This window comes from Priestia sp. FSL W8-0001 (genome assembly GCF_038050335.1).
Lineage (GTDB): Bacteria > Bacillota > Bacilli > Bacillales > Bacillaceae_H > Priestia > Priestia flexa.
In genome coordinates, this window is the sequence record NZ_JBBPAL010000001.1 from 3,866,658 (window position 1) to 3,892,668 (window position 26,011).

Here is a 26,011-nt window from a genome sequence, read left to right on the forward strand (position 1 = left end):
CTTAACTGGCAGTAAGGCTTCCGCTTCCAAGCTCAGGGAAAATCGCTGGAAGATAAGCAGAGGGCTACACTGTCCTTAAAAGCCCGATTAGTTGCACTAACAATGAGCGGGAGATGAAGCCTCCCACCAATTGAAGCTTCACCTTATTTTACTAAATCTGCTACAAACTTCGGTAAAGCAAATGCTGCTTTATGAAGCTCTTTCGTGTAATACTTTGTTTCGATATCAATAAAGCGATCTTCACTAACCTCTAGTGGATCATGCTTCTTAGAACCGATTGTGAACGTCCACAGACCACTTGGATACGTTGGAATGTTTGCTATATAAAGACGAGTAATCGGGAAAATTTCTTTTACATCACGCTGTACGTTTGTAATTAACTCTGGAGTAAACCAAGGGTTGTCCGTTTGAGCTACAAAAATTCCGTCTTCTTTTAACGCTTTTGAAATCCCAGCGTAGAAGCCTTTTGTAAATAAATTCACCGCTGGACCTACTGGCTCAGTTGAATCAACCATAATAACATCATATTCATTTTCGCTTTCTGCGATATGCATAAAGCCGTCGCCGACCTTTACCTCAACGCGCTCATTCTCCAATTCACCAGCAATCTCCGGTAAATACTTCTTAGAGTATTCAATAACTTTTCCATCAATTTCAACTAGCGTCGCTTTCTTTACGCTAGGATGCTTTAATACTTCACGGATTACGCCACCATCTCCGCCGCCTACTACTAAGACATTTTCAGGATTGGGATGTGTAAATAATGGCACGTGTGCCACCATTTCATGATAAACAAACTCATCTTTTTGAGTTGTCATTACCATTCCATCAAGAACTAGCATGTTACCAAACTCTTCTGTTTCAATCATGTCTAGCTTTTGAAACTCAGTTTGTTCTGTATGTAAAGTGCGCTTAATTTTCGCCGTAATTCCGAAATTCTTCGTTTGTTTCTCAGTAAACCATAATTCCATTTAAACTCTTCCCTTCTATTTTGAGAATTTAGCCTATGCATAGATTACCCTAACATAATTTATACAAACATGAAAAAAAGTATAGATGAATTTAAGTGAAAAGCAAAGGTTTTTTTTAGACTTCTAGGTTTAAAAGAGCTTTTTCTTTTTCATACTAAACTATATATTCCTTTAAATTGCTATAACCTCATTTCAAAAGCCTATATTTACCTAAACTACCTATATAAACCTACACATTAAAAGGCTTAAATAAATGGATCTAGCTCGTAAAAAAATCTTTTGATAATAAAAAGACTGTATCAATCTGGGTACCCTTTAAAACGTAACTTTTTTAGGAAACGAAGGAGTTAACTCATGAGGTGATGACAATGGAAACTGTATTAATTGAACACTTTAAGAAAGCTAGACGTCTTTTTCGCATTCTACTTGTTCTTGCACTTTTATGTACTGTATGTATTGGGATTGCTTATATCAGTATATTTTTATATGCCAAAATCGCTGGTCCACCTACGCTAACTGTCCCGCAAACCGCTATTTTCTATTCCAGCAATGGCAAAGTATTAGACGAATTACACAACGGTCAAAAACGCTATTGGGTCCCTCTAGAAAGCGTATCTGACAATATTAAAGAAGCTACATTAGCAGTTGAAGACAAGCGGTTTTATGATCATAACGGCTTTGATATTAAACGTATTGGCGGGGCAATTGTTGCCGATATTAAAGCAATGAGTAAGGTACAAGGTGCTAGCACAATTACGCAGCAGTACGCACGAAATCTTTTTTTAGAACACGATAAAACATGGACAAGAAAATTCCAAGAAGCGCTTTATACCATTCGCCTGGAATTTAATTACGACAAGGATAAAATTTTTGAAGGTTATTTAAATACCATTTACTATGGACACGGCGCCTATGGAGTCGAGGCTGCTTCAAAAACGTATTTTAATAAAAAAGCAAAGGACTTAACGCTAAGTGAAGCTAGTATGCTAGCTGGGATTCCGAAAGGGCCTACTTACTATTCTCCTCTGCTTCATGAAGAAAATGCAAAAGAGCGTCAGCGCATCATCTTAAACTTACTTGTTGACCAAGGAAAAATTTCACAAAAAGAAGCGGATAAAGCATTTGTAACACCTTTGTTCTATGCAAAAAAAGCACAAGATGAAGCAAACGCAAAGAAACAGGATGCGTCTTACTTCATGAGTGCAGCTTTATCTCAGTTAACGAATGAATTGGGAATTACAGAAGCAATGATTCATTCAAATGGCTTACGCATTTACACAACGCTTGATATTGACGTGCAAAAGAAAGCAGAAGAAGCAATGAATACCGTTATGAATAAAGATTCTGATATTCAAACAGCATTTGTCGCAATGGATCCAAAAACAGGTGCAGTTAAAGCGCTCATTGGCGGTAGAGATTATAAGAAAAGCCCATTCAACAGAGCAACTCAAGCTGTGCGCCAGCCGGGCTCTACGATGAAGCCATTCTTATATTATGCTGCTTTAGCAGACGGCTTTACGGAATCTACCGCGATGCAAAGTGAAGAGACAACCTTCACGTTAGATGATGGGGTTTCAACATATAAACCCAGTAACTATAACAGCTACTATGCAAACAATCCCATTACACTAGCACAGGCTATTGCGCTGTCAGATAACATCTATGCTGTTAAAACACATTTATTTATCGGGGAGCACCGATTGGTCGAAACGGCTAAGTCATTAGGAGTTTCAACTCCACTGAAGCAGGTACCGTCCCTTGCTCTTGGAACATCACCTGTTCGCGTGATTGATATGGTCAATGCATATGGCATTTTTGCAAACGGTGGAAAAGAAATTTCACCAACATTCATTAAGCGCATTGAAACAGCTGGTGGAGACATGGTGTATGAAGCACCTCAAGAAAAGAAACAAATTGTTGACAAGCGATTAGCATTTCTAACAACGCATTTGATGACAGGCATGTTCCAAAAAGAATTAAACGGCTATACAACAGTAACTGGAAAGCCAATTCTAAAATACTTGTCAAGAGATTATGCTGGTAAATCTGGTACTACGCCGACAGATAGCTGGATGATTGGCTACACCCCTCAGCTTGTATCAGGTGTTTGGGTAGGCTATGACCAAGGCAAACAGATTGAGCGTGTTGAAGAAAAAGCTTATGCAAAAAAAATGTGGGCATTGTTTATGGAAGATGCGCTTGAAGGAAAGAAGAAACAAGCATTCAAAGCACCAAAAGGGTTAGTCAGCGTAAATATTAACCCCGAAACGGGGGATATCGCAACAAAGTCCTGTTCGAAAAAATATAAAGCATACTATTTAACAGGTACCCAACCGACTACGTATTGTCGCGATAAAGGCGTTTCTGAAGAGAAAAACCAGGCGCCACAGAAGCAGAAAGAACAAGATGGATTCTTTCATCGCCTCCGCGATTGGTTTTAAAAAGGAGAGGCCCTCAGCTTAGACTGAGGGCCTCTCCTTTTTATGATAAAGCTTCTTTTAGTTCATCACTAGAACGTTCCCATATTTCCTTATCATGAGCAGATAGAAAATCTTTTAAGATTGCTTTTGACTTATTATCCATTTCGTCTACCATAATGCGACGCTTCATAGATTTATCCATCTTATTTACATGCTCTGGAAGCGACTTATAACCGCGGCGAATTTCACGATCTACGGTCATTTCACATGCCGTTACGCCAGCATAATAAGGGCCTGCTGGATTGCGGTCAATGGTTACCCAGACAAGCCAATAGAGCTTGCCGTTAGGAACTTCGTCTTTGTTGGATAAAAACTTAATTCCCTTTTCAACCACGCTTCGAGCATGCATCGCACCGATATCAACAAAAGCTTCTTCGTCTGATGGGCATACAAAAACAGGTGAAATATTTTCTAAGCTTAGCGCACCAACCCCAAAGCCTCCATGTCCATCTGTTGAATCATTCTTAATAATATTAAATCCAATATTCTTCTTTTTTTTCGGTTGATCCATTGTTAAAACGCTCCTTACTTAAGTTAATAAAGGTCCCAGAAGTTGTTGAAATAGCTCAACAAAAAATGGGATTCCAATGTCATATATAGGGGCAATGATATAGCGATCGAGCGGTGTAATAATTAACACTAAAAATAACAAGATTCCCCACGACTCATACTGCGTCATTTTTGCTCGCACTGTGTTTGGAACAAGATCTTCTACGATACGGTAGCCATCGAGCGGCGGAAATGGCAGCAAATTAAATAAAAATAAAACAATATTAATGGTGATAAACATATTAAAAAACTTATATAGTGGATCTATATAACCCGCAAACTGCAAAATCAAAAACCAACCAAGAACCCCTAAAAATGCAAGGAATAAGTTACTAAGCGGCCCTGCAATTGAAACCAATACGCCAGCTAGACGGGGATTCTTAAAGAAAAAGCGATTAACTGGTACGGGCTTAGCCCATCCAAATCCCACTACCAGTAGGAGAATTGTTCCTAGTGGATCTAAATGTGAAAGAGGCGACAGTGTCAAACGCCCTTGTTTCTTTGCCGTCTCGTCTCCAAACTTGTATGCAACAAAAGCATGGGCAAATTCATGTAGCGTAAATGCGATAATTAGCGTAATAGCAACGTACGGAATATATTCAAGCGGAAAAGCTAAAAATTGATTCACTCGCTCTCTCCTTTATAATCATTCTGAATTACAATAATACATCGAGTATACTATAATTTAATTATTTCATCATTAGATGAGGGTGTATTTTTCAATGTAAAAGGACTACACTGAAGAAGACACTGAAGAAAAGGAGTGAAATTAGTATGCCATATGTAACAGTAAAAATGCTTGAAGGTCGCACTGAAGATCAAAAAAGAGCCCTTGTTGAAAAAGTAACGGCTGCTGTATCTGAAACAACAGGTGCCCCTTCTGAAAAGATTGCGGTTTTTATTGAAGAAATGTCAAAAAACCACTATGCAGTAAACGGTAAACGATTAAGCGACCAATAAACTACATATCGTTTATTCATTGAACAAAGCCCTCTGAACGGATGCAGAGGGCTTTGCTTTGTATTAGTGAACACGGTCAAACGTCACTGCTTTTAAATTTTCAATATATGCATATGCTTGTTCAATATCTTCTTCTGTATAGTTCTGTTTACTCTTTAACGTAAACACTTTTTCACTCACTTCTTCTTTCGATAACCCATCAAAGTATAAAATCGTTGAGACAAGCTCTAAAAATTTTGAAGACTGGTTGTTCATATCCGTCATGACTTCCTCTAGGTGGGGTAACTCTAGCTCATAATGGCTTAAGAATTCATTTCCAGCCTGAGTTAGCGCATATCGGTACTGCATGTAGCCACCCTTATTTTCTTTCAATTCCTGCAAGAAGCCTAGATTACACAATTCTTCTACTCGAAGGGTAAGCTCTTCTGAATATGGACCAAAAAAATGGAAATTATAGCGTTCATAAAAAGGAAACTCTAGCTTTTTTCCAATAAAAATCATTTTTTGGAGCTTTTTTCTCCCTACAATTTCTCCCGCTGCTGAGAACACTTTAATAATCTTCGCGTGATCATTTAACACAGCCCTTTCAACTCCTATACTATTTAACTCTAATTACTTTTTAATAGCTGTAAAATTTGTTCTTTCACTTTTCTTTTTGACGATAGCTGGTCAATTAAATCTTGTGGAAAATAAAGTTTGTGATCCGTTCGTTTTTTCCCCGAAATCGATTCAACAATTTCAGACTGTCGCGATAGCTCCCTTACTTCATCATTTGGCATCAACAAATGGATTGGCAAGCGTTCTTCTTCTTCACCTGGACGATAAAAGTCGTACGGTAAGTCACTGGATGAATCAACAACTAAATAATAATCAGGGTCAATTCCAGCTTTTTTAAATAATGTTGTTAGCTCCATCCACATCTTCATTTGAAGGTTTGGATTGAACTCAATGTATTTAAATAGGTTACGGTTCATAAATCTGCGACATAAATCCGCTAAAATATTATCTTCTTCATCTTGCCAAGCCTGAAAATAAAACATGACAACAGACTCGTCCAGCCTTAAGTACTCTTCGAGCGATATTTCATCTTTAAAAATAGAGTAAAAATGAACAGGCGGCTGGCGAAACTCATAGGATTTTTGATGAAGTTCTTTCGCACGATGTAGAATTTTAGTTAAGATAACTTCTGCACTACGAGTTACAGGGTGAAAATAAATCTGCCAATACATTTGGTAGCGACTCATGATGTAATCCTCAACTGCATGCATACCGCTATGCTTAATGACAGCTTGATCTTCTTGTGGACGCATTACGCGCAGGATACGCTCCATATCGAAGTGTCCATAGCTCACCCCCGTATAATAGGCATCACGCTGTAAATAATCCATTCGATCGGCGTCGATTTGGCTTGAAATCAAGCTTACAACCAGCTTATTTTTATACGTTTTTGCAATAACTTCTGCTACTTTTTTCGGAAAATCTGCTCCAGCTTTTTTCAATACACGGTTTACTTCTGTATTCCCCAAAATAATCGCTTGAGTAAACTCTTCATGATCAAGGTGAAATACTTTTTCAAAAGAATGAGAGAATGGACCATGCCCTAAATCGTGTAGAAGCGCTGCGCATAAACAAAGAAGTCGTTCATCATCGTCCCATTCTGGACGATTTCGAAACACATCATCAATGATTCGGCGAACAATCTCATATACTCCTAGAGAGTGATTAAAACGACTATGTTCGGCACCGTGAAACGTTAAATAGGTTGTTCCAAGCTGGCGAATTCGACGTAAACGCTGAAATTCAGATGTACCGATCAGCTCCCAAATCAATCGGTCTCGTACGTGGATGTAGCGATGTACAGGGTCTTTAAATACTTTTTCTTCACTAAGTTTTTCATTTAGATATGCCATTTACATACCTCTCTATCTTGACGTTGTTAGTATGTCTTCTTCGACAAGGTGTTTAAAAATTCCTAGTCAGAATAAAAAATCACCTTTTGCTTAGAACAAAGGTGATTTTATTTTATTTGTTTAGTTTTTTCTCAATTTTTTCAATTAGCTCGTCCTCTGTTGGTGCAGCTACAGGGCGATTATTTACAAATGCAAATGATTTTTTACGTCCTGGACCACAGTACGATTGACAGCCCACTTTCACATCTGCACATGCATCTATTTTTTGAAGTCGAGGTAACAACGTCTTCACATTTGTTGCCTGACAATCATCACAAATTCTAAATTCATTTGCCATGCTGACACAATCCTTTCAAAAGTGCTTACACATATCTTTTTTTGCCTAAAGGGTATTTTACCGCTATTTGCATAGGAGTGCAAGTTTCGAAAAATGCCAAAATCTATCATACTTCTAGAAAAAATAGTATAACTATACGCTAATCTGTACATACTGAATACTACAAAACATGGTAGCTACCAATCATATAAAAATGAGGAGTGAAATACGTGAAAGATAGACAAGATGCGTGGACAGAAGAAAATGATTTACTTTTAGCAGAAACAGTTTTAAGACATGTAAGAGAAGGAAGCACTCAGTTAAACGCGTTTGAAGAAGTTGGAGATGAACTAAATCGTACGTCTGCGGCTTGCGGATTTCGCTGGAATGCCGTGGTAAGACATCAGTATGAAAAAGCGCTCCAGCTCGCGAAAAAACAGCGTAAGCAACGCATGCGTGCCCTCGGACAAGAACAAGGTAAGAAAAAGCTTTTATATACACCACCTACACCAAGTATAGAAAACGTTACAGAGGAAGTGTACGAAGCAATACCAGTCTCTTCCCCTACTATAACAACTTCTAACGACGATTTATCGATTGACGTAGTCATCCGCTATTTAGAAACATTTAGAGGCCAAACTGGAAACATGCAAGCAATTCAACATGAGAATTCTCGTTTACGTAAGGAAAATGATGACCTACATCGTAAAATCCAAGAGCTTGAAAAACAAGTAACTCAACTTGAAGCAAATGCTACTACTATTCAAGAAGACTATGAAACATTGATGCAAATCATGAACCGTGCTCGCAAACTGGTGTTATTTGATGAAGAGGATCGCTCAGCGACTTCATTTAAAATGGATCGCAACGGGAATTTAGAAAAATTAGCTGAATAATACCAATCCAAAGGCGGCATTCCTATGCCACCTTTTTTCATAGGTTATAACCTGAGGCATACCAAACCCTAACGTTTAAATGTGCTATAATATGTTCGTTTACTTCATAAAGGAGTTATGGAACATGTCTATATATAAACCAAATCTTTTACTACAGCCAAAATGGCGCATCATTGATCAATCAAGCTTAGGTCCGGGCTTTGATGCAAAGCAATCTTTCGCGATAGATGATACGCTTTGCACAAGTGTTGGAAGAAACGCGTCTCCAGCTACGGTTCGCTCTTGGGTGCATCACGATACGATTGTTCTTGGTATCCAAGACACAAAGCTACCGCATTTAGCCGAGGGCATTCACTATTTGCAAGAACAAGGCTATAAACCAATTGTTCGTAACTCTGGAGGGCTAGCCGTCGTACTTGACGAAGGTGTACTGAACATTTCACTTATCTTTCCGGATGCAGAAAAAGGCATTGATATCGACCGAGGATATGATGCGATGTTTGATTTAATTAAAGCGATGTTTGCTTCTCACACAACTGATATTGAAGCAAAAGAAATTGTCGGTTCGTACTGTCCTGGAAGCTACGACTTGAGCATCGATGGTCAAAAATTTGCAGGTATCTCACAGCGTCGTGTACGAGGTGGAGTAGCTGTACAGATTTATCTCTGCGTATCAGGTGATGGAGCAAAAAGAGCCAGTGTTATTAAAGAATTTTACAAAAGAGGCCTACAAGAAGCTGAGACAAAGTTTACATACCCAACGATTGTTCCAGAGACAATGGCTTCTCTTTCACAGCTGTTAAACGTTGAATTAACCGTAAGCGATCTAATGATGCTAACGCTCCAAACATTACAATCCACCGGAGCTTCGTTAGAAATGATTCCCCTACAAGCAGCGGAACTTGAATTGTTTGATACACAGCTACAGCGAATGTATGACCGAAATGAAAAAGCACTAGGTTCTGTTCTAAACACATAAAAAAACGCCGTTTAACGGCGTTTTTTTATGCTTTTACAGTGCTTGAGCAGCTGTAATTAAAGCTAATTTGTATACATCCTCTTCGTTACAACCACGTGAAAGGTCGTTAACCGGCTTGTTTAAACCTTGAAGAATAGGACCAACCGCTTCAAAATTACCTAAGCGTTGAGCGATTTTGTATCCAATATTACCAGCTTCAAGACTTGGGAATACAAATACGTTTGCATCACCTTTTATATCTGAACCCGGTGCTTTCTTTTCAGCAACAGATGGTACAAATGCTGCATCAAACTGGAATTCACCGTCTAAAGTTAGGCTTGGCGCCATCTCTTTTGCAATTTTAACAGCTTCCGCTACTTTTTCAGTTTCCGGTGATTTAGCTGATCCTTTTGTTGAGAAGCTAAGCATTGCAACACGTGGATCTACATCAAACATGTTAGCTGTGCGTGCACTTTCAATTGCAATTTCAGCTAAGTCTTGGCTGTTTGGCGAAATGTTAATTGCACAGTCAGCAAATACGTACTTCTCGTCACCACGAACCATGATGAATACTCCTGATGTTTTTGTTACGCCTTCTCTTGTTTTAATAATTTGTAGCGCTGGACGCACTGTATCAGCTGTTGAATGTGCAGCTCCGCTTACAAGGCCATCTGCTTTACCCATATGAACAAGCATTGTGCCGAAGTAATTTTCGTCTAATAAAATTTTACGCGCCGCTTCTTCAGTCGCTTTTCCTTTACGACGTTCTACAAATGAAGCTACCATTTCATCAAATCCATCGTAGTTATGAGGATCAAAGATTTGCACTCCATCTAAAATTAAGTTCAAGCTTTTTGCTTTAGCTTGTACTTCTTCTTCGTTTCCAACAACGATTGGCGTTACGACTTTATCTGCAGCCAAACGAGCTACCGCTCCAAGAACACGCTCATCTAAACCTTCTGGGAATACGATTGATACATTGCTTGCAGATACCTTTTCTTTTAAACCAGTAAATAAATTGCTCAAACTAAGTCCTCCTCAATATGTTAAAAAACAGTTTCCACGTAATAGGATACTCCACTTCGAAAAAAAATCAAAGGCATGTCCTTTAACAATTTGATAACCATAAAAAGTCTTTAAATTCCTAAAATTCAATTAAATATACTTTCAACTTCCCTTTTATCATAGCGTAAATTGTGCTTTTTTAATCACAATTCATGAGTTTTTCAATCCAATCATTCGGATAAACTATGATATAGTAAAACTAGAAGTCATTATACTGTAATTTAGGAGTGAAAGAATATGGCAGAAGCAGCTCAAACACTAGATGGATGGTATGCTCTTCATGATTTTCGAACAATTAATTGGACAGCATGGAAACAGTTATCAAATGAAGAACGCGAAACAGCTATCCATGAATTTTTAGCTTTAACAGAAAAATGGACAAGTACGGAAAATGCAGCTGAAGGAAGTCATGCACTATATAGTATTGTCGGTCAAAAAGCAGATTTTATGATCATGCTTGTACGTCCAACAATGGAAGAATTAAATGAAATTGAAAATGAATTTAATAAAACAAAGCTAGCAGAATTTACTGTGCCAGCTTACTCGTATGTATCCGTTGTTGAGCTAAGTAACTACTTACCAGCAGGTGAAGATCCGTATGAAAATCCACATATCCGTGCACGCTTATACCCGACTCTTCCAAAATCGAAGTATGTTTGCTTCTATCCAATGGATAAGCGCCGTCAAGGTAACGACAACTGGTACATGTTACCGATGGAAGAGCGTCGTAGCTTAATGCGTAGTCACGGCATGATTGGTCGTCAATATGCAGGTAAAGTAAAACAAATCATTACGGGCTCTGTTGGCTTTGATGACTACGAATGGGGCGTTACGCTATTCGCTGATGACGTATTACAATTTAAAAAACTCGTATATGAAATGAGATTTGATGAGGTAAGTGCACGCTACGGAGAATTTGGTAGCTTCTTTGTTGGTAACTTACTTGAAATTGATCGATTCAGTCATTTCCTTTCAGTCTAAACCTTTTTGCTTCCCCTCTCATTAGGGGAAGCATTTTTTGTGCCTTTTTTATGGTCATATTCTCTTCTTTTATTCATATACATACAATAGCGTCACAGGTAAGTGAGGTGAGGAAATGGCGGTTGTCGCGCACACCGAAGAAGATGTTAAGCTTCTAGCCAGACTTCTTCGAGCTGAAGCTGAAGGTGAAGGAAAACAAGGAATGCTCCTTGTAGGTAATGTGGGTGTTAACCGAGCAAGAGCCTCTTGTTTAGACTTTAAAAATATTCGAACTATTAGACAGATGGTCTTCCAAAGCCCTGGAGGCTTTGAAGCCACGCAGAAAGGATATTTTTATCAGCGTGCACGGCAAGCAGAAATTGATTTAGCTCGCCGTGCATTAAGAGGAGAAAGATTTTCACCAGCTACGAATTCTCTATGGTTTTTTAAACCAGGCGGCAGCTGTCCCGCTACATGGTATAACCAACCAAATACCGGAAGATTCAAGTCTCATTGCTTTTTTGCACCAACTCGAGCAGATTGTCCGAGCGTTTACTAAATACATGTAGAATTAAAGGAGGGTACTATGAAAAAGCCAAAAGGTAATCAAAATCAGACCCAGCCTTATATGCAAAACCCATATATGAGCTATAACTATCCTTACTATACACCTTATCAACAGCCACAAGGAGTTGGTGGAGGTCAGCAACAAAGTCCATCGGGACAAATGCCTCCTCAAATTCCTTCCGGAGGATCAGGGGCGCCTCAAGACCCTGGTCAGCTACCACTAGAAGAGTCATATATTGAAAACATTTTGCGTCTAAACCGCGGAAAAGTTGCAACGGTTTATATGACATTTGAAAATAATAACCAATGGAACGCTAAAGTCTTTAAAGGTATTATTGAAGCTGCTGGGCGTGACCACTTGATCTTAAGTGATCCACAAACAGGGAAACGCTACTTACTATTAATGGTTTACTTAGATTATATTACGTTCGATGAGGAAATTCAGTATACCTATCCATTTAACAGTAGCGGACCTCCATTAAGCAACTATTCACCTCGATAATAGATAAAAGGCCCCTAGCTGAACGCTAGGGGCCTTTTTTTCACCACTTTAAGGCTGCAATAACAATCAATATCCACGCTGTGATGAAAGCCACTCCACCCAGAGGCGTTATGGCACCTAGTACCTTAATTCCGGATATACTTAAAACATATAAGCTACCTGAAAATAATATAATACCAGCCATCATAAGCCAACCTGACGTTGACAACAATGATGACTGAGGAGCTTTTGCAAGTAAAAGAGCGACTACGAATAAACCAATAGCATGAAACATATGATACTGGACGCCTGTTTTCCATACCTCTAAATATTTCTCCGATATCTTACCTTCTAAACCGTGAGCGCCGAATGCACCTAACGCAACAGCTAAAGCTGCATTAATAGCACCTAAAATAACAAAGATTTTCATGTCTCTACTCCTTTTTTAAAAATCAAATAAGCTATCCCCGTTAGCATCGTCTGAAGCAAGCTTTTTCCCTTCAAAATTTTGCGTAGATGATTGAATAATTTGTTGTTGCATCGAAGGCTGAGCTTGAATTTGTGAAGGCATAACAACGCTTGATGGAGCCGTTGGTTGTACTGAAGAAGAATTTCCATCCGTTAATGCCAGTTCACATAATGTTTTAATTGCAATTAATTGATCTCTCACACGAGCAGAATGATGCGCTTCTTGTTTCGCTTTTGCTAGCTCTGCGCTCATTTTATCTAATAGCTGTTCTAACTTTATTTCCATTATTTCACCTCTTTTACTTTGCCCATTGCGAATCTAATCTGTTTATAGTTTATCAAAAATTCACAGGCTGAGCGATGATTCAATTGTAGTTCGATAAATGTTCACGATTTGATGTTATCAATTTGCCAATCAATTGGCGTACACTCATGCTTTTGTAAAAAATCATTCGTTAAGCGAAAATGATTATTGCCAAAAAATCCACGGTTAGCAGAGAATGGACTTGGATGAGGACTCTCTAAAATTAAATGGTGATTTCCCGTAATTAAGCTTTTCTTGGCTTGCGCATGCTTACCCCAAAGTAAGAACACCACGGGTTCCTCTTTTTGTGCAACCAGTTCAATAATGCGATCTGTGAAAATCTCCCACCCTTTTCCTTTATGGGAATTCGGTTCGCTGCGTCGAACCGTTAATACCGTGTTTAAAAGCAACACTCCCTGCTTAGCCCATTTAATCAAATATCCATTATTGGGAATTTCACAACCAAGCTCTTGATGTAATTCTTTATAAATATTGACAAGTGAAGGCGGCGTTTTCACTCCGGGCTGAACTGAAAAGCTTAAACCGTGAGCTTGACCAGGTCCGTGATAAGGGTCTTGACCCAATAATAAAACCTTAACATCCTTGTAAGGGGTATAATGTAGAGCGTTAAAAATATCATAACGTTCAGGATATACAGTTTCACTATTATATTCATTTACAAGGAATTGACGAAGTTGGATATAATATTCCTTTTCGAATTCTGCCTTTAATAACTCATTCCAATCATTTTTTAAAATAGACATCCCATTCGTTCCCTTCATATTTAATCATTGTGTAACCATTCACTCTTTTGTTATTGTACCTAAACTCTACACTTTCAGTGAAGAGCACATTATAATCACCATATCTCTCCAGTTGAAGTCATGTTCAAGTCGCTTTTGTATACACTATAAGGAGTGCATCTTTTCATATAAGGAGGGGTTTATATGATAATTGCTAGTCCCCGCCAAGTAGATGTCACATATGGATTAGGAATTACATCTACCGAACCGATGATTCCTCGAAAATATACCATTTTCCCATCTCATCAATCGTCAATACCATCCATTTACGTCGGTTTAGAATTTGCCTACGATCATATCAGCAAAAGTCGTAATGAATGCTTGGCGTCTTTTTTATTTAATAAAGGCTTCTATTCACTTTCACTTTATTTTTATATTGACCATACTATTTCAGAAGATGCAGCACTAGAGCGTTATATTCACCTCTTAGAAATTTTGCCTGTCTATTTAAATACCCTATATCATTCTGAAAAATTATTCTTTCAAAAGCACCCGTTGCTAGAACATTGTCCAATTTTTTTATATACGGACTCTTCGCATTCTTTTTTAGATGGTAAAAAATCATTAGGTGCATTATATCAATACAGATAGCGCTTCCAAAACTTAGCTACCGCCATTCAATTGGCGTAGCTTTTTTCATTTACCAAACAAAATACTTTTAAACTCATTCAAAACATGGAATAATAACTACAAATCATATAGATTTGCTTTACCATTTATAAATCGTTACAATTTTATATTAGATATATTAGCGTACACTAAACGTAATTTTGATAAAGAGAGGGTCTAGAAGCAATGACAAATGAACAACCAAAATCAATTATTGTAATTTTTGGAGCTACAGGTGATTTAGCAAAACGCAAACTATTTCCATCTATTTTCCGCTTATACAGAGAAAATAAATTATCCGAAGATTTTGCAGTTGTTGGAGTAGCCAGAAGACCATGGACAAACGAAGAGTTGCGTGAAAATGTTAAAAAGTCTGTGGGTAATCTGCAAACAGAAGACACTGATATTGATAAGTTTGCTTCACACTTCTACTACCAGCCATTTGACGTTACAAACGTAGAATCTTATCAAGAGTTAAAAACATTAACAGAAGAGCTTGATACACAATATAACGTTCCTGGAAATCGCATTTTCTATTTAGCAATGGCCCCAGAATTCTTTGGAACAATTGCGTCTAATTTAAAAAATGAAGGCTTAACAGCTACTGAAGGCTGGAGCCGTCTAGTAATTGAAAAGCCATTTGGTCACGATTATCAATCTGCTAAAGAGCTTAACGAACAAATTCGTCACGCTTTCTCTGAAGATCAAATTTATCGTATTGACCACTACCTTGGAAAAGAAATGGTTCAAAACATCGAAGTCATTCGCTTTGCAAATGCTTTATTTGAGCCACTTTGGAACAACCAATATATTTCAAATATCCAAATTACATCAAGTGAAACGCTTGGTGTAGAAGATCGTGGACGCTATTACGAATCTTCAGGTGCACTACGTGACATGGTTCAAAACCATATCTTACAAATGGTTGCTTTATTAGCTATGGAGCCACCAATTAAACTAACACCAGAAGAAATTCGTAGCGAAAAGGTAAAAGTATTACGCGCACTTCGTTCAATGTCAATAGATGAGGTAGATCAATACTTTGTACGCGGCCAATATGGAAAAGGTATCGTGGAAGAAAACGAAGTAATTGGCTACCGTGAAGAAAATTCTGTAGATGAAGAATCTAATACTGCAACATTCGTTTCAGGTAAACTGATGATTGACAACTTTAGATGGGCTGGTGTGCCAATTTATATTCGTACAGGTAAACGTATGAAAGAAAAAGCAACAACGATTGTTGTTCAATTTAAAGATTTACCAATGAACTTATATTTCAATCGTGGTAAAGATATTCACCCTAACCTGCTTGTAATTCATATTCAACCAGAAGAAGGAATTACTCTTCACCTAAATGCGCGTAAAACACCAGGAGCAACGGCTTCTACACCAATTAACCTTAACTACTGCAACAACTGCGGAGATAAGATGAATACGCCAGAAGCTTATGAACGCCTAATTTACGATTGCATGCTTGGGGATGCAACAAACTTTACACATTGGGATGAAGTTGCTCTATCATGGAAGTTTGTTGATACTATTTCAGAAGCTTGGGAACAAAACAAAGCAAAAGACTTCCCGAACTATGAATCAGGTTCAATGGGACCAAAAGCATCAGATGCTCTTCTTGCTGAAGAAAGCTTCCAATGGTGGCCTGTTGGGGAAAGTAACTTCTCAAACGATAAATAATATAAATAAAAACGCAGCGAATATTTCGCTGCGTTTTTATTCGACAAGTCCTTTGTCGAATAGAGAAAGAGGCTGGGACATAACTAGCCAAAAATAATGAAAAAGGGTTCTCATCATCGCATTTTGATGATGAGAACCCTTTTTTGTTGATCTGTTTGATTGGTCTATGCACATTTTACGCTGGAGGCGATGTACTTTCGTACATTCACCGCCATGAACGCAAACCCTAATTCGTTTTTCACGTTCTCTTTGCCTCTTACGGACATTCGAGTGAAACGCAAATTAGCCTTCAGATATCCAAAAACTGGTTCTACGTCAATCTTACGTTTTCCGTAGATTTTACCCGTTTTTTCTTCTGAAAGCAGCTGTTGAATGCTTTTCTTTTGTTGTTCCCACTTTTCGTTATAATGGATTCTTCGGTTCTTTCCTTCCTTCGCCTTCGTACATTGTGAACGAAAAGGACAACCTGAACAGTCTTCACATTCGTACACATTGAATAACCTTGTAAATCCGTAACGGTCTGTGCGATGCGATTTGTAACGAAACGTCAACTTATTCCCGTTGGGACAAGTAAAGGAATCATCTTCTTCATGATAATCCCAATTCGCTGTCTGAAATGGGTCATTCTTAACGCGTTTTTTCTTCTCTTTTCGATACATACTATATGTGATAAGAGGCGTACGCTTTCTGTTCTGCACATCGAGGTAATTCTCTTCACTTCCATATCCCGCATCTGCGACAATATAGTCTGGGAGTTCGAAGTAGTGATGTTCAATTGCGTCAAGAAACGGACAAAGTGTTCGTGTGTCCGTTGGATTTGAAAAGACATCGTAAGCAAGTGTATATTGACCTTCTGTCGCAATTTGCACATTATACCCCGCCTTCAGTTGGCCATTCTTCATGTAGTCATCCTTCATACGCATAAACGTGGCATCATGATCTGTTTTTGAATAACTATTCCGTTCGTTAAAAATCTCCATGTCTTTTTCATACTTTAACTTACGTTTCACAAAGTCTTGAAATTGCTTATACGCTTTCTTCGGTTCTTTTCTGCTTGATCGCAGTTGTTTTCGTTCATCGGCATCTTCACTTGCTTCAATTTCTTTTGTCAACTCTTCAACCTTTTCTTCTAATTTTTTAGTGATTAGAGATAATTCTTCAACAGAAAGTTCGTCCGAACTTTCTCGTTCGATCTGTGGAATAATTTCTCTTTCTACTAGTTCGTCATACAGCTGGGTTGATTTCTCCAAGAGGCTCGCACTATACTTTTCGATTGATTTGCGCCAGACAAATGTGAACTTATTGGCATTTGCTTCAATCTTCGTTCCATCAATGAAGATTGCTTCATTATCAATCTCGTTCTCTTGAATAAGCTGACATCGAAACTGGACAAAGCACTCACGAAGAAGCACTTGAACTTCTGGGTGAACACGAAATCGATTGATTGTCCGATAGCTCGGTTCGTAACCTTGAGCTAGCCACATCATACGTATACTATCTTTGAGAAGCGCTTCAATTTTTCTTCCTGAAAAAACTGACTGTGTGTAGGCACATAAAATGATTTTCATCATCATGCGTGGATGGTAAGCAGGACACCCCGTTTTCTGTAAGAAGCCGGCAAAGGCTTCATCTGGAATATGTTCAACGAGATGGTGAACGGCGAAGGCAATATCATTTTCTTGCAATTTTATTTCTAATTCTAAAGGCAAAACCACTTGATTCATGTTATAATCTTTAAACATAAGGACCCTTCTTTCCGATAAGATTTTGTATGGTAACTTTATTTTATCAGAAGTGGTCCTTATTTTAATGTAAAAATAAACAAAGCCGGTGAAATTTTACTCGTCGTAAAATTTCACCGGCTTTTTCGGTTCAGAGGAGGGTTTTGTCCCAGCCTCTTTCTTATTTATTCTTCTTATTTTAACCACTCAGTGTGGAATACGCCTTCTTTATCAATACGTTGGTACGTATGAGCTCCAAAGTAGTCGCGTTGCGCTTGTAAAAGGTTTGCTGGCAGTGTTTCTGTACGGTAGCTGTCATAGTAAGCTAACGCGCTTGAGAAACTTGGCACTGGAATACCTTGCTTAACCGCGATTGAAATAACTTCACGAAGCGCAGATTGATATCCTTCTACGATGTCTTTGAAGTATGGGTCTAACAATAGGTTTGTTAAGTCTGCATCACGATCGTATGCTTCTTTAATTTTTTGTAGGAATTGTGCACGAATGATACAACCACCGCGGAAGATCATCGCAATATCCCCATATTGTAAATTCCAATCATACTCTTCAGACGCAGCTTTCATTTGAGCGAATCCTTGTGCGTATGAACAAATTTTACTCATATATAGCGCTTTTCGAATTGCTTCGATTAGTTCTGTTTTATCGCCTTCGTAAGAAGTTGCTTCTGGACCACTTAATACTTTACTTGCTTTTACACGCTCTTCTTTCATTGCTGAAATAAAACGAGCAAATACAGATTCTGTGATGATTGGTAGAGGCACACCTAAGTCTAATGAGCTTTGGCTTGTCCATTTACCAGTACCTTTTTGTCCTGCTGTATCTAAGATCACATCAACAAGCGGCTTGCCTGTTTCGTCGTCTTTTTTTGTAAAGATATCAGCTGTAATTTCGATAAGATAGCTATCTAGCTCTCCTTTATTCCACTCAGCAAATACCTCATGTAATTCATCTGCTTCTAAACCTAAAACGTTTTTCATAATGAAATACGCTTCAGAAATCAGTTGCATATCACCATATTCAATTCCGTTATGAACCATTTTTACATAGTGACCCGCACCATTTGGTCCGATGTATGTGCAGCAGTCATCTCCGTTTACTTTAGCAGAGATAGACTTTAAGATTGGCTCTACTAACTCGTAAGCTTCTTTTTGACCACCAGGCATGATTGAAGGACCTTTTAGCGCACCTTCTTCTCCACCTGAAACGCCTGTACCAACAAAGTTAATACCAAGCTCTTCTAATTCTTTATTTCGACGAATTGTATCTTGGAAGAATGTGTTACCACCGTCAATTAAAATATCACCTTTTTCAAGGTATGGTTTTAATGAATCAATTGTTGCATCTGTTGCTGCACCAGCTTTAACCATTAATAAGATTTTACGTGGTTTTTCAAGAGAATTAACAAACTCTTCGACACTGTATGTACCAACAAAGTTTTTACCTTCTGCCTCGGATTTTAAAAACTCTTCTGTTTTTTCCGGTGAGCGGTTGTAAACAGATACTGAATAGCCTCTGCTTTCAATGTTTAGCGCAAGGTTTTTCCCCATAACCGCTAAGCCAATAACACCAATTTGCTGCTTTGTCATGTTCTCTCTTCCCTTCGTTTTTTAATATGAATTAGTCACTTTAATCTTAACTGAACCACATAAAAACATTCAAGCTAGAATGCAGTAACCTTCATATCATCTATTATACATATTTGTATAGTACCATGGTTGTATTAAAAAAAAAACGAAAGCGCCTGCTTATGCAGACGCTTTTTAATATTAGCTTGCTTTTTTCATTGTTGCTACTTTGTAATGATTTTCAAAATAATCGTTTGTTTCATGAACAACAACCTTATATAACAACACAAGAGCAATTAAGTTTGGAATCATCATCAGCGCATTTGCCATATCTGCAAACGCCCAAACAACCGTTAAGTTTGCTACTGCTCCAAGGCCACAAGCCGCTACATAAATTGTACGATAAAGACCTGTTGCTTTCGTACCAAATAAATATTCAAAACATTTTTCTCCGTATACATACCAACCTACAATTGTTGAGAATCCGAAAAAAATAACAGAAAATGCAACAATATATTCACCAATTTGACCTAAGGACGACGCAAAGGCTGCTGAAGTTAAAGCTCCGCCATCTAAGTTGGCATTATGCGCCACACCAGAGATAGCACCTCCTGTTGGATCCCAGAAGCCTGTAATAATTAGTACTAACCCCGTCATCGTACAAACGATGATGGTGACAATGAATGTACCCGTCATCGCTACAAGGGCTTGTTTAACCGGATGATCCGACCGAGCATTTCCTGCAATTAAAGCTGCTGTTCCTAAACCGGCTTCATTTGAGAAGATTCCACGTGATACCCCACTACGAATTGCTTCAGAAACCGCGATACCAACAAATCCACTTGTTGCAGCTACTGGTGAAAATGCATATTCGAAAATCAATGCAAATGATGGAATAATTTTATCAACGTTTAAGAAAATAATTAATAATGACCCTGCAATGTATAGTAAAGCCATCATCGGTACAAAAAACCCTGCTACGGTACTAATGCGTTGAATACCACCAAAGATGATCAGAGTTGTTAAAACCGCTAATACGATTCCCGTCACAATTCCACTAATACCAAAGCTTTCATCTACAACGCTTGCAATGGTATTAGACTGAACGCTGTTTCCAATACCTAATGCTGCAAAGGCTCCAAAAAGAGCAAATGCGATAGCCAAAATTTTAAATTTCGGTCCCAGCCCTTTTTCCACATAGTACATCGGACCGCCTGAGTACTCACCTTTATCATTTTTCACACGGAATTTCATTGCTAATAATGCTTCAGCGTACTTTGTAGCCATACCCAGTAAACCTACAATCCACATCCAGAAGATTGCCCCTGGGCCACCTAACGTGATAGCCGTGGCTACACCAGCGATATTACCGTTACCAATTGTTGCAGCCAAAGCTGTCATCAAGGCTTTAAAATTACTTACATCACCTTCAGCTTTTGCATCTTCTTCTTTTTCTTTTGTAAATCCTAATTTGAACGCATACATCAACTTACGGAACTGTAAACCCCTTAATGCAAAGGTTAAAAATAAGCCTGTCCCAAATAAAAGAATTAAGCTCGGTGTTCCCCAAAGAATTCCATTGATTTTCCCTAAAATATCTAGAATGTCCATTGATGCTTCCTCCCCATCTGTTAGCGCTTACATTCTAAATAAGCTCTAATAAATGATTCCCTGATATAATTTTAACATTTTCTCAGACAAGTTTTTTTGTTAAAATCATTAAAAAGGATAGTTTGTTTTTGTCTATTTTCACAAAATGTTTTTAATCAATAGTCAAAAGATTATCAAAAGATTTATGATAAATCAATATGTAATTATTTTTATTAAAGAGGGATTTAATATGAACAAACCGATTCGAGATCCATTTAAGGAAAACTTTGACACACTTGAAGAGTTTGCAGACCGTATTAGTGAAGTTTTACAATGCCCAATTACTATTGAAGATTCGAACCACCGTCTTTTGGCATATAGTACGCATGACGAGCGGACAGATCAGGCGCGTATCGCAACGATTATCGGTCGACGCGTACCCGAGAAAGTAATTAATAACTTGTGGAAAGAAGGTATTATTCCTCAATTATTAAAAACGGATGACCCTATTCGCGTTGAAAATATCAATGAAATTGGACTAGGGAATCGTGTAGCTATTTCAATTTGGAAAAACGACGAAGTATTAGGTTTTATTTGGGCTGTAGAAGTCGATAAAACCTTAAATGAAGAAGAGTTACTTCTATTAAAAAAAGCTGCTACCGTACTTCGCAATAAATTACTTCAACTTCAAATTCGTAAATATAAGCGCGAAGAACGTTCACAAGAGTTTTTTTGGAAGCTGCTCACAGGACATATGGAGTCAAAAGAGGATATCACGCAAGCTTTTTATGATGCGCAAATTACTCCACCCACGTCTTTTTCAATTGCAGTATTTCGATTTCAGGAAGATATTATGCCAGAAGCTGAACGCCAAATTTCTTATTTACTAAAAACCATGCATCGTTTGAAAATTATTCTATATACAATTGATTGCAATGATCTTATTCTGTTCCTTTCTTTGGATTCAATTTTAACTCCATTAAAAGATCAGCATGATTTTGTAACATTCTTTAAAGATACAATGAAAGAAAGGTTCTCAATTGAGCAAATTGAAGCTAGCTTTAGCAGCATGTATTCTTCTTATGATCATATCGCCAAAAGTTACAATGAAGCACTAAACGTATTGAACATTAAGAGAAAGTTCCCGAAAGAAACGGCCCACATCGCAGGCTATCAAGAATTAGGGATCTATCAATTTTTAGATGTACTGCTAGAGAAAAGAACGCAAGATCACTTTGAAAATTACTCATTAGCTAAATTAAACGAGTATGATTTGCGCCACAATAGTACCTTAGTGGAAACACTCGAAGTATTTTTAGATTCAGACAACAACATTAACGATGCTGCTAAAGTTTTAAACGTTCACATTAATACTTTAAGTTACCGTTTAAAGCGTATTTCAGAGATTGGTGATATTAACTTAAAAGATACAAACCAAAAAATTACGCTTTATTTAGATATTAAATTACAAAAATATAAAAATAACCCATCAAATTAAGTAAAAGAGCCATTCTGCATATAGGATGGCTCTTTGCTTATTGATAGACCAAAAGACCCAACCTATGTCAGAACAACTAACAAATAATCAGAAAAATCAAAATAGTAAACGCTTCCATTTGTGTGTTTTCACAAAATAATACGATTGATTTCTTTTTTCCTGACAAAGAAAAAGAAAGAAGTTTTTTATATACTGTAGCTAGAAATAAGATTTCGTCTATTTTAAGGGAGGAAACATATTATGATTATTGGTGTACCAAAAGAAATTAAAAACAACGAAAACCGTGTAGCGATTACGCCTGCAGGAGTAGCATCATTTGTTGGTACAGGTCATCGTGTCTTAGTAGAAGCAGAAGCAGGAATCGGAAGTGGATTTACGAATGAAGACTACATGAAAGCTGGAGCAGAAATTGTTGAATTAGCTGCTGACGTTTGGGCTCAAGCTGAAATGGTCATGAAAGTAAAAGAGCCTCTACCTAGCGAATATGATTATTTCCGCCCAGGTTTAATTTTATTTACTTATTTACACTTAGCTGCAGAACCTGCTTTAGCACAAGCGCTTAAAGATAAAGGTGTCACGGCTATCGCATATGAAACAGTTGCAGTAAACAGAACGTTGCCATTATTAACACCAATGAGTGAAGTAGCGGGACGCATGGCTTCTCAAATCGGTGCTCAATTCTTACAAAAATCAAACGGCGGTAAAGGAATTCTATTGGCTGGCGTACCTGGAGTAAGCCGCGGAAAAGTAACAATTATTGGTGGCGGTGTTGTTGGAACAAATGCTGCTAAGTTAGCAATCGGACTTGGTGCAGATGTAACAATTATTGACCTAAGCCCTGAACGCCTTCGTCAATTAGACGACATTTTCGGAAACCAAATCAATACGCTGGTTTCAAACCCTTATAACATCGCTGATGCTGTTGCTCAAGCAGACTTATTGATTGGCGCTGTGTTAATCCCAGGTGCAAAAGCACCTAAGCTTGTAACAGAAGAAATGGTACAATCAATGAAACCAGGATCTGTTATTGTTGACGTAGCAATTGACCAAGGTGGTATTGTTGAAACAGTTGATCATATCACTACTCACGATCAACCAACGTACGAAAAGCACGGTGTAGTTCACTATGCTGTTGCAAATATGCCAGGTGCAGTACCTCGTACATCTACAATTGCTCTTACAAACGTAACTGTACCATACGCTTTACAAATTGCATCTAAAGGTGCTTATAAAGCAATTCAAGAAAACCCAGCACTTAAATTAGGTGTAAACGTAGCAAATGGCGCAATTACGTATGAAGCAGTTGCACGCGACCTAGGCTATGATTATGTACCGGTTGAAGTTGCTTTAAACAAAGAATTAACTTCTATTTAATAAATCAAGAGACTGAGACATAAGTAGTTCAGCCTCTACTATACCTGAACGATTGAGAGTTCATAACTTTTAATCGTTCAGGTTTTTTGTTGACTGTGAAAACAATGTTGGAAACGGGGTGGAATGGAGCGTAGGACACTCGACTCCTGCGGGAAAGAGAGGGAAAACGGAGATCCCGCAGCGCAGCGAGGAAGCTCAGGTTCCTCCCCGCGGAAAGCGAGTGACCGTAGCGCAATGGAACGAACGTGTTGAGACAAATCAAAGAGATGGGAACAGCTAGTGTTCGTCTTTTAGAAGCAATCATTTTGTTATGTCCCAAACTCTTGTTGTTTATAACAAATTATTCAAAGAAAACATCCATCATCTCTCACCCTCCTATTCCTCCCTTTTGAATTATATATTAGTAAAATATTATTACCTCTCATTGAATAGTTATTGTTAATTCTAAAAAGTTTAATTTTGTAAATTGAATCTCTACTATAAAAGCGCTAGAATAGAAGAAAATAAATAGCTTAGATTGAAGGGAGATTTTCCATGAGTATGAATAAAGTACTAACAATTGCTGGCTCAGATACTAGTGGTGGTGCAGGTATTCAAGCCGATTTAAAAACATTTCAAGAGTTAGGTGTTTATGGCATGACCGCTCTTACTACAATTGTTACAATGGATCCAGAAAACGGCTGGTCACACAATGTTTTTCCACAAGAAACATCAACTGTTGCCAAACAGTTAGATACCATTGTAAAAGGCGTAGGTGTGCAGGCTCTTAAAACAGGCATGCTGGGCTCAGTTGAAATTATTGAGCTAGCAGCAAAAGTAATTGATGAGCACGCTCTTAAAAATGTAGTAATTGATCCTGTTATGGTGTGTAAAGGGGAAGATGAAGTATTACACCCAGAAACAGCAGTTAGTCTACGCGATGTATTAGTGCCAAGAGCAACGGTTGTTACTCCAAACTTGTTTGAAGCAGGACAACTAAGCGGCATTGGAGCTATTAAAACAATTGATGAAATGAAAGAAGCTGCGAAAAAAATCCATGAACTAGGTGCACAGTTTGTATTAGTTAAAGGCGGAAGTAAACTAAATCACGATAAGGCTGTAGACGTTCTATATGACGGCCAAACATTTGAACTGTTAGAATCTGAACTAATCCAAACGACTTTCACTCATGGGGCTGGCTGCACATACTCTGCAGCGATTACAGCACAATTAGCCAAAGGTAATGATGTAAAATCAGCTATTTATACAGCTAAAGAGTTTATTACTGAAGCAATTCGCCATTCTTTCCCATTAAACCAATACGTAGGTCCAACAAACCACGGTGCTTATCGTCGTAAAAATGTGTTAATAACAAATTAAAAGCACGCGCAAGCGTGCTTTTTATACTGGCTTAAAGATACTCTCAATAGCTTCCGCTACACCATGTTCATCATTCGTTTTTGTTACGACATGAGCATGACGCTTTATTTCATCCGGTGCATTGCCCATTGCAACGGCTCTTCCTGCTTTATGAAACATCGAAAGGTCATTATAATTATCACCAATTGCCATTGTTTCTTGTAAGGAGATACCTCGGCTTTTGACGAACTTTTCTAATGCAATTCCTTTTTGAGCTTCTTCACTATTCACTTCAATATTTTCTTTACCTGAAGAGCTTACAGCAATTCCATGAAAAGCTTTTAACTCTTCACGCGCACGATTTAGCTTCTCATCATCGAATGAGAAAGCCAACATTTTATAAATCAATATATTTGAATCCTGAAAGAGTGGCTCATACTCTTCAATTAACTTTACTTTTCCTTCTTCAAATCGCTTTTTAGCTGCTTTTAATAACTCATCGTATTGATTTTTTAAGCTAGCACTCATATAAATATCCATTACAACAGAAAGTGCTTTATCATAGTCATTTGAGTATGTTCCATCACTTGTATACACCTCAAAGTACAGCTCATGCTTATTAAAAACCTCTTCAACAGCTTTAATTTTATCCAGAGACATTCCAAACGCTTCTAACTTCTCACCTTTTTTATTTCTTACCTCTGCTCCATTTGTACAAATAAGAAACGTCTCAATGCCAGCTTCTTTTAGTAAAAAAGCAGCTTCTTCATAAGAGCGTCCAGTCGCCACAATAACTTCTACACCTTCACGCTGTGCAGCTTTAATTGCTTTGCTGTTCTCTACACTAATTTTTTGTTCGCTATTTACTAATGTTCCATCCATGTCAGTTGCAACGCATTTAATCATTCTGAGTCCCCC

Annotated in this window: 26 protein-coding genes; 12 read left to right on the forward strand and 14 right to left on the reverse strand. The window is 38.0% G+C overall.

Annotated features, from left to right (window positions below; all coding sequences use genetic code 11):
* Positions 1-143 precede the first annotated feature (143 nt).
* The gene (speE, locus tag MKZ18_RS20345) at positions 144-971 is read right to left on the reverse strand and encodes a spermidine synthase (protein WP_025908717.1); all 828 of its coding nucleotides are present in this window, start codon (positions 969-971) and stop codon (positions 144-146) included.
* A gap of 368 nt (positions 972-1,339) precedes the next feature.
* Here speE and MKZ18_RS20350 point away from each other — a divergent pair, with 368 nt between their 5' ends.
* Positions 1,340-3,412: a transglycosylase domain-containing protein gene (locus MKZ18_RS20350; protein ID WP_100346558.1), complete on the forward strand. Its 2,073-nt coding sequence runs from the start codon at positions 1,340-1,342 to the stop codon at positions 3,410-3,412.
* A 40-nt stretch (positions 3,413-3,452) separates the two neighbouring features.
* Here the strand turns inward: MKZ18_RS20350 and MKZ18_RS20355 are convergent, their stop codons facing one another.
* On the reverse strand, positions 3,453-3,962 hold the full coding sequence (locus tag MKZ18_RS20355) for a YwhD family protein (RefSeq protein WP_025908715.1): 510 nt from the start codon (positions 3,960-3,962) through the stop codon (positions 3,453-3,455).
* An 18-nt stretch (positions 3,963-3,980) separates the two neighbouring features.
* Positions 3,981-4,628: a site-2 protease family protein gene (locus tag MKZ18_RS20360; protein WP_025908714.1), complete on the reverse strand. Its 648-nt coding sequence runs from the start codon at positions 4,626-4,628 to the stop codon at positions 3,981-3,983.
* A 146-nt stretch (positions 4,629-4,774) separates the two neighbouring features.
* Between MKZ18_RS20360 and MKZ18_RS20365 the strand changes: the two genes are divergently transcribed.
* Entirely contained in the window at positions 4,775-4,960 is a 186-nt protein-coding gene (locus MKZ18_RS20365; RefSeq protein ID WP_025908713.1) for a 2-hydroxymuconate tautomerase, read from the forward strand.
* 63 nt (positions 4,961-5,023) lie between these two features.
* Here the strand turns inward: MKZ18_RS20365 and MKZ18_RS20370 are convergent, their stop codons facing one another.
* The 3 genes from MKZ18_RS20370 to MKZ18_RS20380 all read right to left on the reverse strand — a co-directional run bounded on the left by MKZ18_RS20370 (position 5,024) and on the right by MKZ18_RS20380 (position 7,207).
* Positions 5,024-5,539, reverse strand: a complete 516-nt coding sequence (locus MKZ18_RS20370; RefSeq protein WP_061785338.1) for a YwgA family protein — start codon at positions 5,537-5,539, stop codon at positions 5,024-5,026.
* A 29-nt stretch (positions 5,540-5,568) separates the two neighbouring features.
* Positions 5,569-6,870, reverse strand: coding sequence for an HD domain-containing protein (locus tag MKZ18_RS20375; RefSeq protein WP_025908711.1), 1,302 nt, complete (start codon positions 6,868-6,870; stop codon positions 5,569-5,571).
* A gap of 112 nt (positions 6,871-6,982) precedes the next feature.
* Entirely contained in the window at positions 6,983-7,207 is a 225-nt protein-coding gene (locus tag MKZ18_RS20380; RefSeq protein WP_025908710.1) for a DUF1450 domain-containing protein, read from the reverse strand.
* A 209-nt stretch (positions 7,208-7,416) separates the two neighbouring features.
* On the opposite strand from MKZ18_RS20380, the gene MKZ18_RS20385 reads away from it, so the two are divergent.
* A complete protein-coding gene (locus MKZ18_RS20385; RefSeq protein ID WP_025908709.1) occupies positions 7,417-8,082 on the forward strand; it encodes an RsfA family transcriptional regulator in 666 nt (221 codons plus the stop codon).
* Between the two features lie 124 nt (positions 8,083-8,206).
* Positions 8,207-9,061, forward strand: a complete 855-nt coding sequence (locus MKZ18_RS20390) for a lipoate--protein ligase family protein (RefSeq protein WP_025908708.1) — start codon at positions 8,207-8,209, stop codon at positions 9,059-9,061.
* Between the two features lie 33 nt (positions 9,062-9,094).
* Here the strand turns inward: MKZ18_RS20390 and pta are convergent, their stop codons facing one another.
* The gene (pta, locus tag MKZ18_RS20395; protein ID WP_025908707.1) at positions 9,095-10,066 is read right to left on the reverse strand and encodes a phosphate acetyltransferase; all 972 of its coding nucleotides are present in this window, start codon (positions 10,064-10,066) and stop codon (positions 9,095-9,097) included.
* A 276-nt stretch (positions 10,067-10,342) separates the two neighbouring features.
* On the opposite strand from pta, the gene hemQ reads away from it, so the two are divergent.
* From hemQ to gerQ, 3 genes are all read left to right on the forward strand, one after another.
* Positions 10,343-11,086 (forward strand): hydrogen peroxide-dependent heme synthase, encoded by a 744-nt coding sequence (gene hemQ, locus MKZ18_RS20400; protein ID WP_025908706.1) that lies wholly within the window; start codon positions 10,343-10,345, stop codon positions 11,084-11,086.
* A gap of 115 nt (positions 11,087-11,201) precedes the next feature.
* The gene (locus MKZ18_RS20405; RefSeq protein WP_061786194.1) at positions 11,202-11,624 is read left to right on the forward strand and encodes a cell wall hydrolase; all 423 of its coding nucleotides are present in this window, start codon (positions 11,202-11,204) and stop codon (positions 11,622-11,624) included.
* A gap of 27 nt (positions 11,625-11,651) precedes the next feature.
* Entirely contained in the window at positions 11,652-12,134 is a 483-nt protein-coding gene (gene gerQ / locus MKZ18_RS20410) for a spore coat protein GerQ (RefSeq protein WP_061786193.1), read from the forward strand.
* A 40-nt stretch (positions 12,135-12,174) separates the two neighbouring features.
* Here the strand turns inward: gerQ and MKZ18_RS20415 are convergent, their stop codons facing one another.
* From MKZ18_RS20415 to MKZ18_RS20425, 3 genes are all read right to left on the reverse strand, one after another.
* Positions 12,175-12,543 carry a DUF423 domain-containing protein gene (locus MKZ18_RS20415; protein ID WP_025908704.1) on the reverse strand — a complete coding sequence of 123 codons (369 nt, stop codon included), beginning with the start codon at positions 12,541-12,543 and terminating at the stop codon, positions 12,175-12,177.
* 15 nt (positions 12,544-12,558) lie between these two features.
* Positions 12,559-12,867, reverse strand: coding sequence for a YwdI family protein (locus MKZ18_RS20420; protein WP_025908703.1), 309 nt, complete (start codon positions 12,865-12,867; stop codon positions 12,559-12,561).
* A 101-nt stretch (positions 12,868-12,968) separates the two neighbouring features.
* A complete protein-coding gene (locus tag MKZ18_RS20425; RefSeq protein ID WP_025908702.1) occupies positions 12,969-13,649 on the reverse strand; it encodes a uracil-DNA glycosylase in 681 nt (226 codons plus the stop codon).
* A gap of 183 nt (positions 13,650-13,832) precedes the next feature.
* Between MKZ18_RS20425 and MKZ18_RS20430 the strand changes: the two genes are divergently transcribed.
* Complete coding sequence (locus MKZ18_RS20430) at positions 13,833-14,279, forward strand: staygreen family protein (RefSeq protein ID WP_163071239.1); 447 nt, start codon at positions 13,833-13,835, stop codon at positions 14,277-14,279.
* A gap of 204 nt (positions 14,280-14,483) precedes the next feature.
* A complete protein-coding gene (zwf, locus tag MKZ18_RS20435; RefSeq protein ID WP_340841892.1) occupies positions 14,484-15,986 on the forward strand; it encodes a glucose-6-phosphate dehydrogenase in 1,503 nt (500 codons plus the stop codon).
* A 164-nt stretch (positions 15,987-16,150) separates the two neighbouring features.
* Here zwf and MKZ18_RS20440 read toward each other — a convergent pair whose 3' ends face one another.
* The 3 genes from MKZ18_RS20440 to MKZ18_RS20450 form a co-directional block, all read right to left on the reverse strand.
* Positions 16,151-17,728, reverse strand: a complete 1,578-nt coding sequence (locus MKZ18_RS20440) for an IS1182 family transposase (RefSeq protein WP_272162960.1) — start codon at positions 17,726-17,728, stop codon at positions 16,151-16,153.
* A 173-nt stretch (positions 17,729-17,901) separates the two neighbouring features.
* Entirely contained in the window at positions 17,902-19,314 is a 1,413-nt protein-coding gene (gndA, locus tag MKZ18_RS20445) for an NADP-dependent phosphogluconate dehydrogenase (RefSeq protein ID WP_025910295.1), read from the reverse strand.
* A 180-nt stretch (positions 19,315-19,494) separates the two neighbouring features.
* Entirely contained in the window at positions 19,495-20,904 is a 1,410-nt protein-coding gene (locus tag MKZ18_RS20450; protein WP_025910296.1) for an alanine/glycine:cation symporter family protein, read from the reverse strand.
* A gap of 229 nt (positions 20,905-21,133) precedes the next feature.
* Here MKZ18_RS20450 and MKZ18_RS20455 point away from each other — a divergent pair, with 229 nt between their 5' ends.
* The 3 genes from MKZ18_RS20455 to pdxK all read left to right on the forward strand — a co-directional run bounded on the left by MKZ18_RS20455 (position 21,134) and on the right by pdxK (position 25,114).
* The gene (locus MKZ18_RS20455) at positions 21,134-22,381 is read left to right on the forward strand and encodes a PucR family transcriptional regulator (protein ID WP_119543841.1); all 1,248 of its coding nucleotides are present in this window, start codon (positions 21,134-21,136) and stop codon (positions 22,379-22,381) included.
* 240 nt (positions 22,382-22,621) lie between these two features.
* Positions 22,622-23,755: an alanine dehydrogenase gene (ald, locus tag MKZ18_RS20460; RefSeq protein ID WP_061786190.1), complete on the forward strand. Its 1,134-nt coding sequence runs from the start codon at positions 22,622-22,624 to the stop codon at positions 23,753-23,755.
* Positions 23,756-24,289: 534 nt separating this feature from the next.
* Complete coding sequence (gene pdxK, locus MKZ18_RS20465; RefSeq protein ID WP_061785895.1) at positions 24,290-25,114, forward strand: pyridoxine/pyridoxal/pyridoxamine kinase; 825 nt, start codon at positions 24,290-24,292, stop codon at positions 25,112-25,114.
* A gap of 21 nt (positions 25,115-25,135) precedes the next feature.
* Here the strand turns inward: pdxK and MKZ18_RS20470 are convergent, their stop codons facing one another.
* Positions 25,136-25,999 carry a Cof-type HAD-IIB family hydrolase gene (locus MKZ18_RS20470; RefSeq protein ID WP_061785894.1) on the reverse strand — a complete coding sequence of 288 codons (864 nt, stop codon included), beginning with the start codon at positions 25,997-25,999 and terminating at the stop codon, positions 25,136-25,138.
* Positions 26,000-26,011 lie beyond the last annotated feature (12 nt).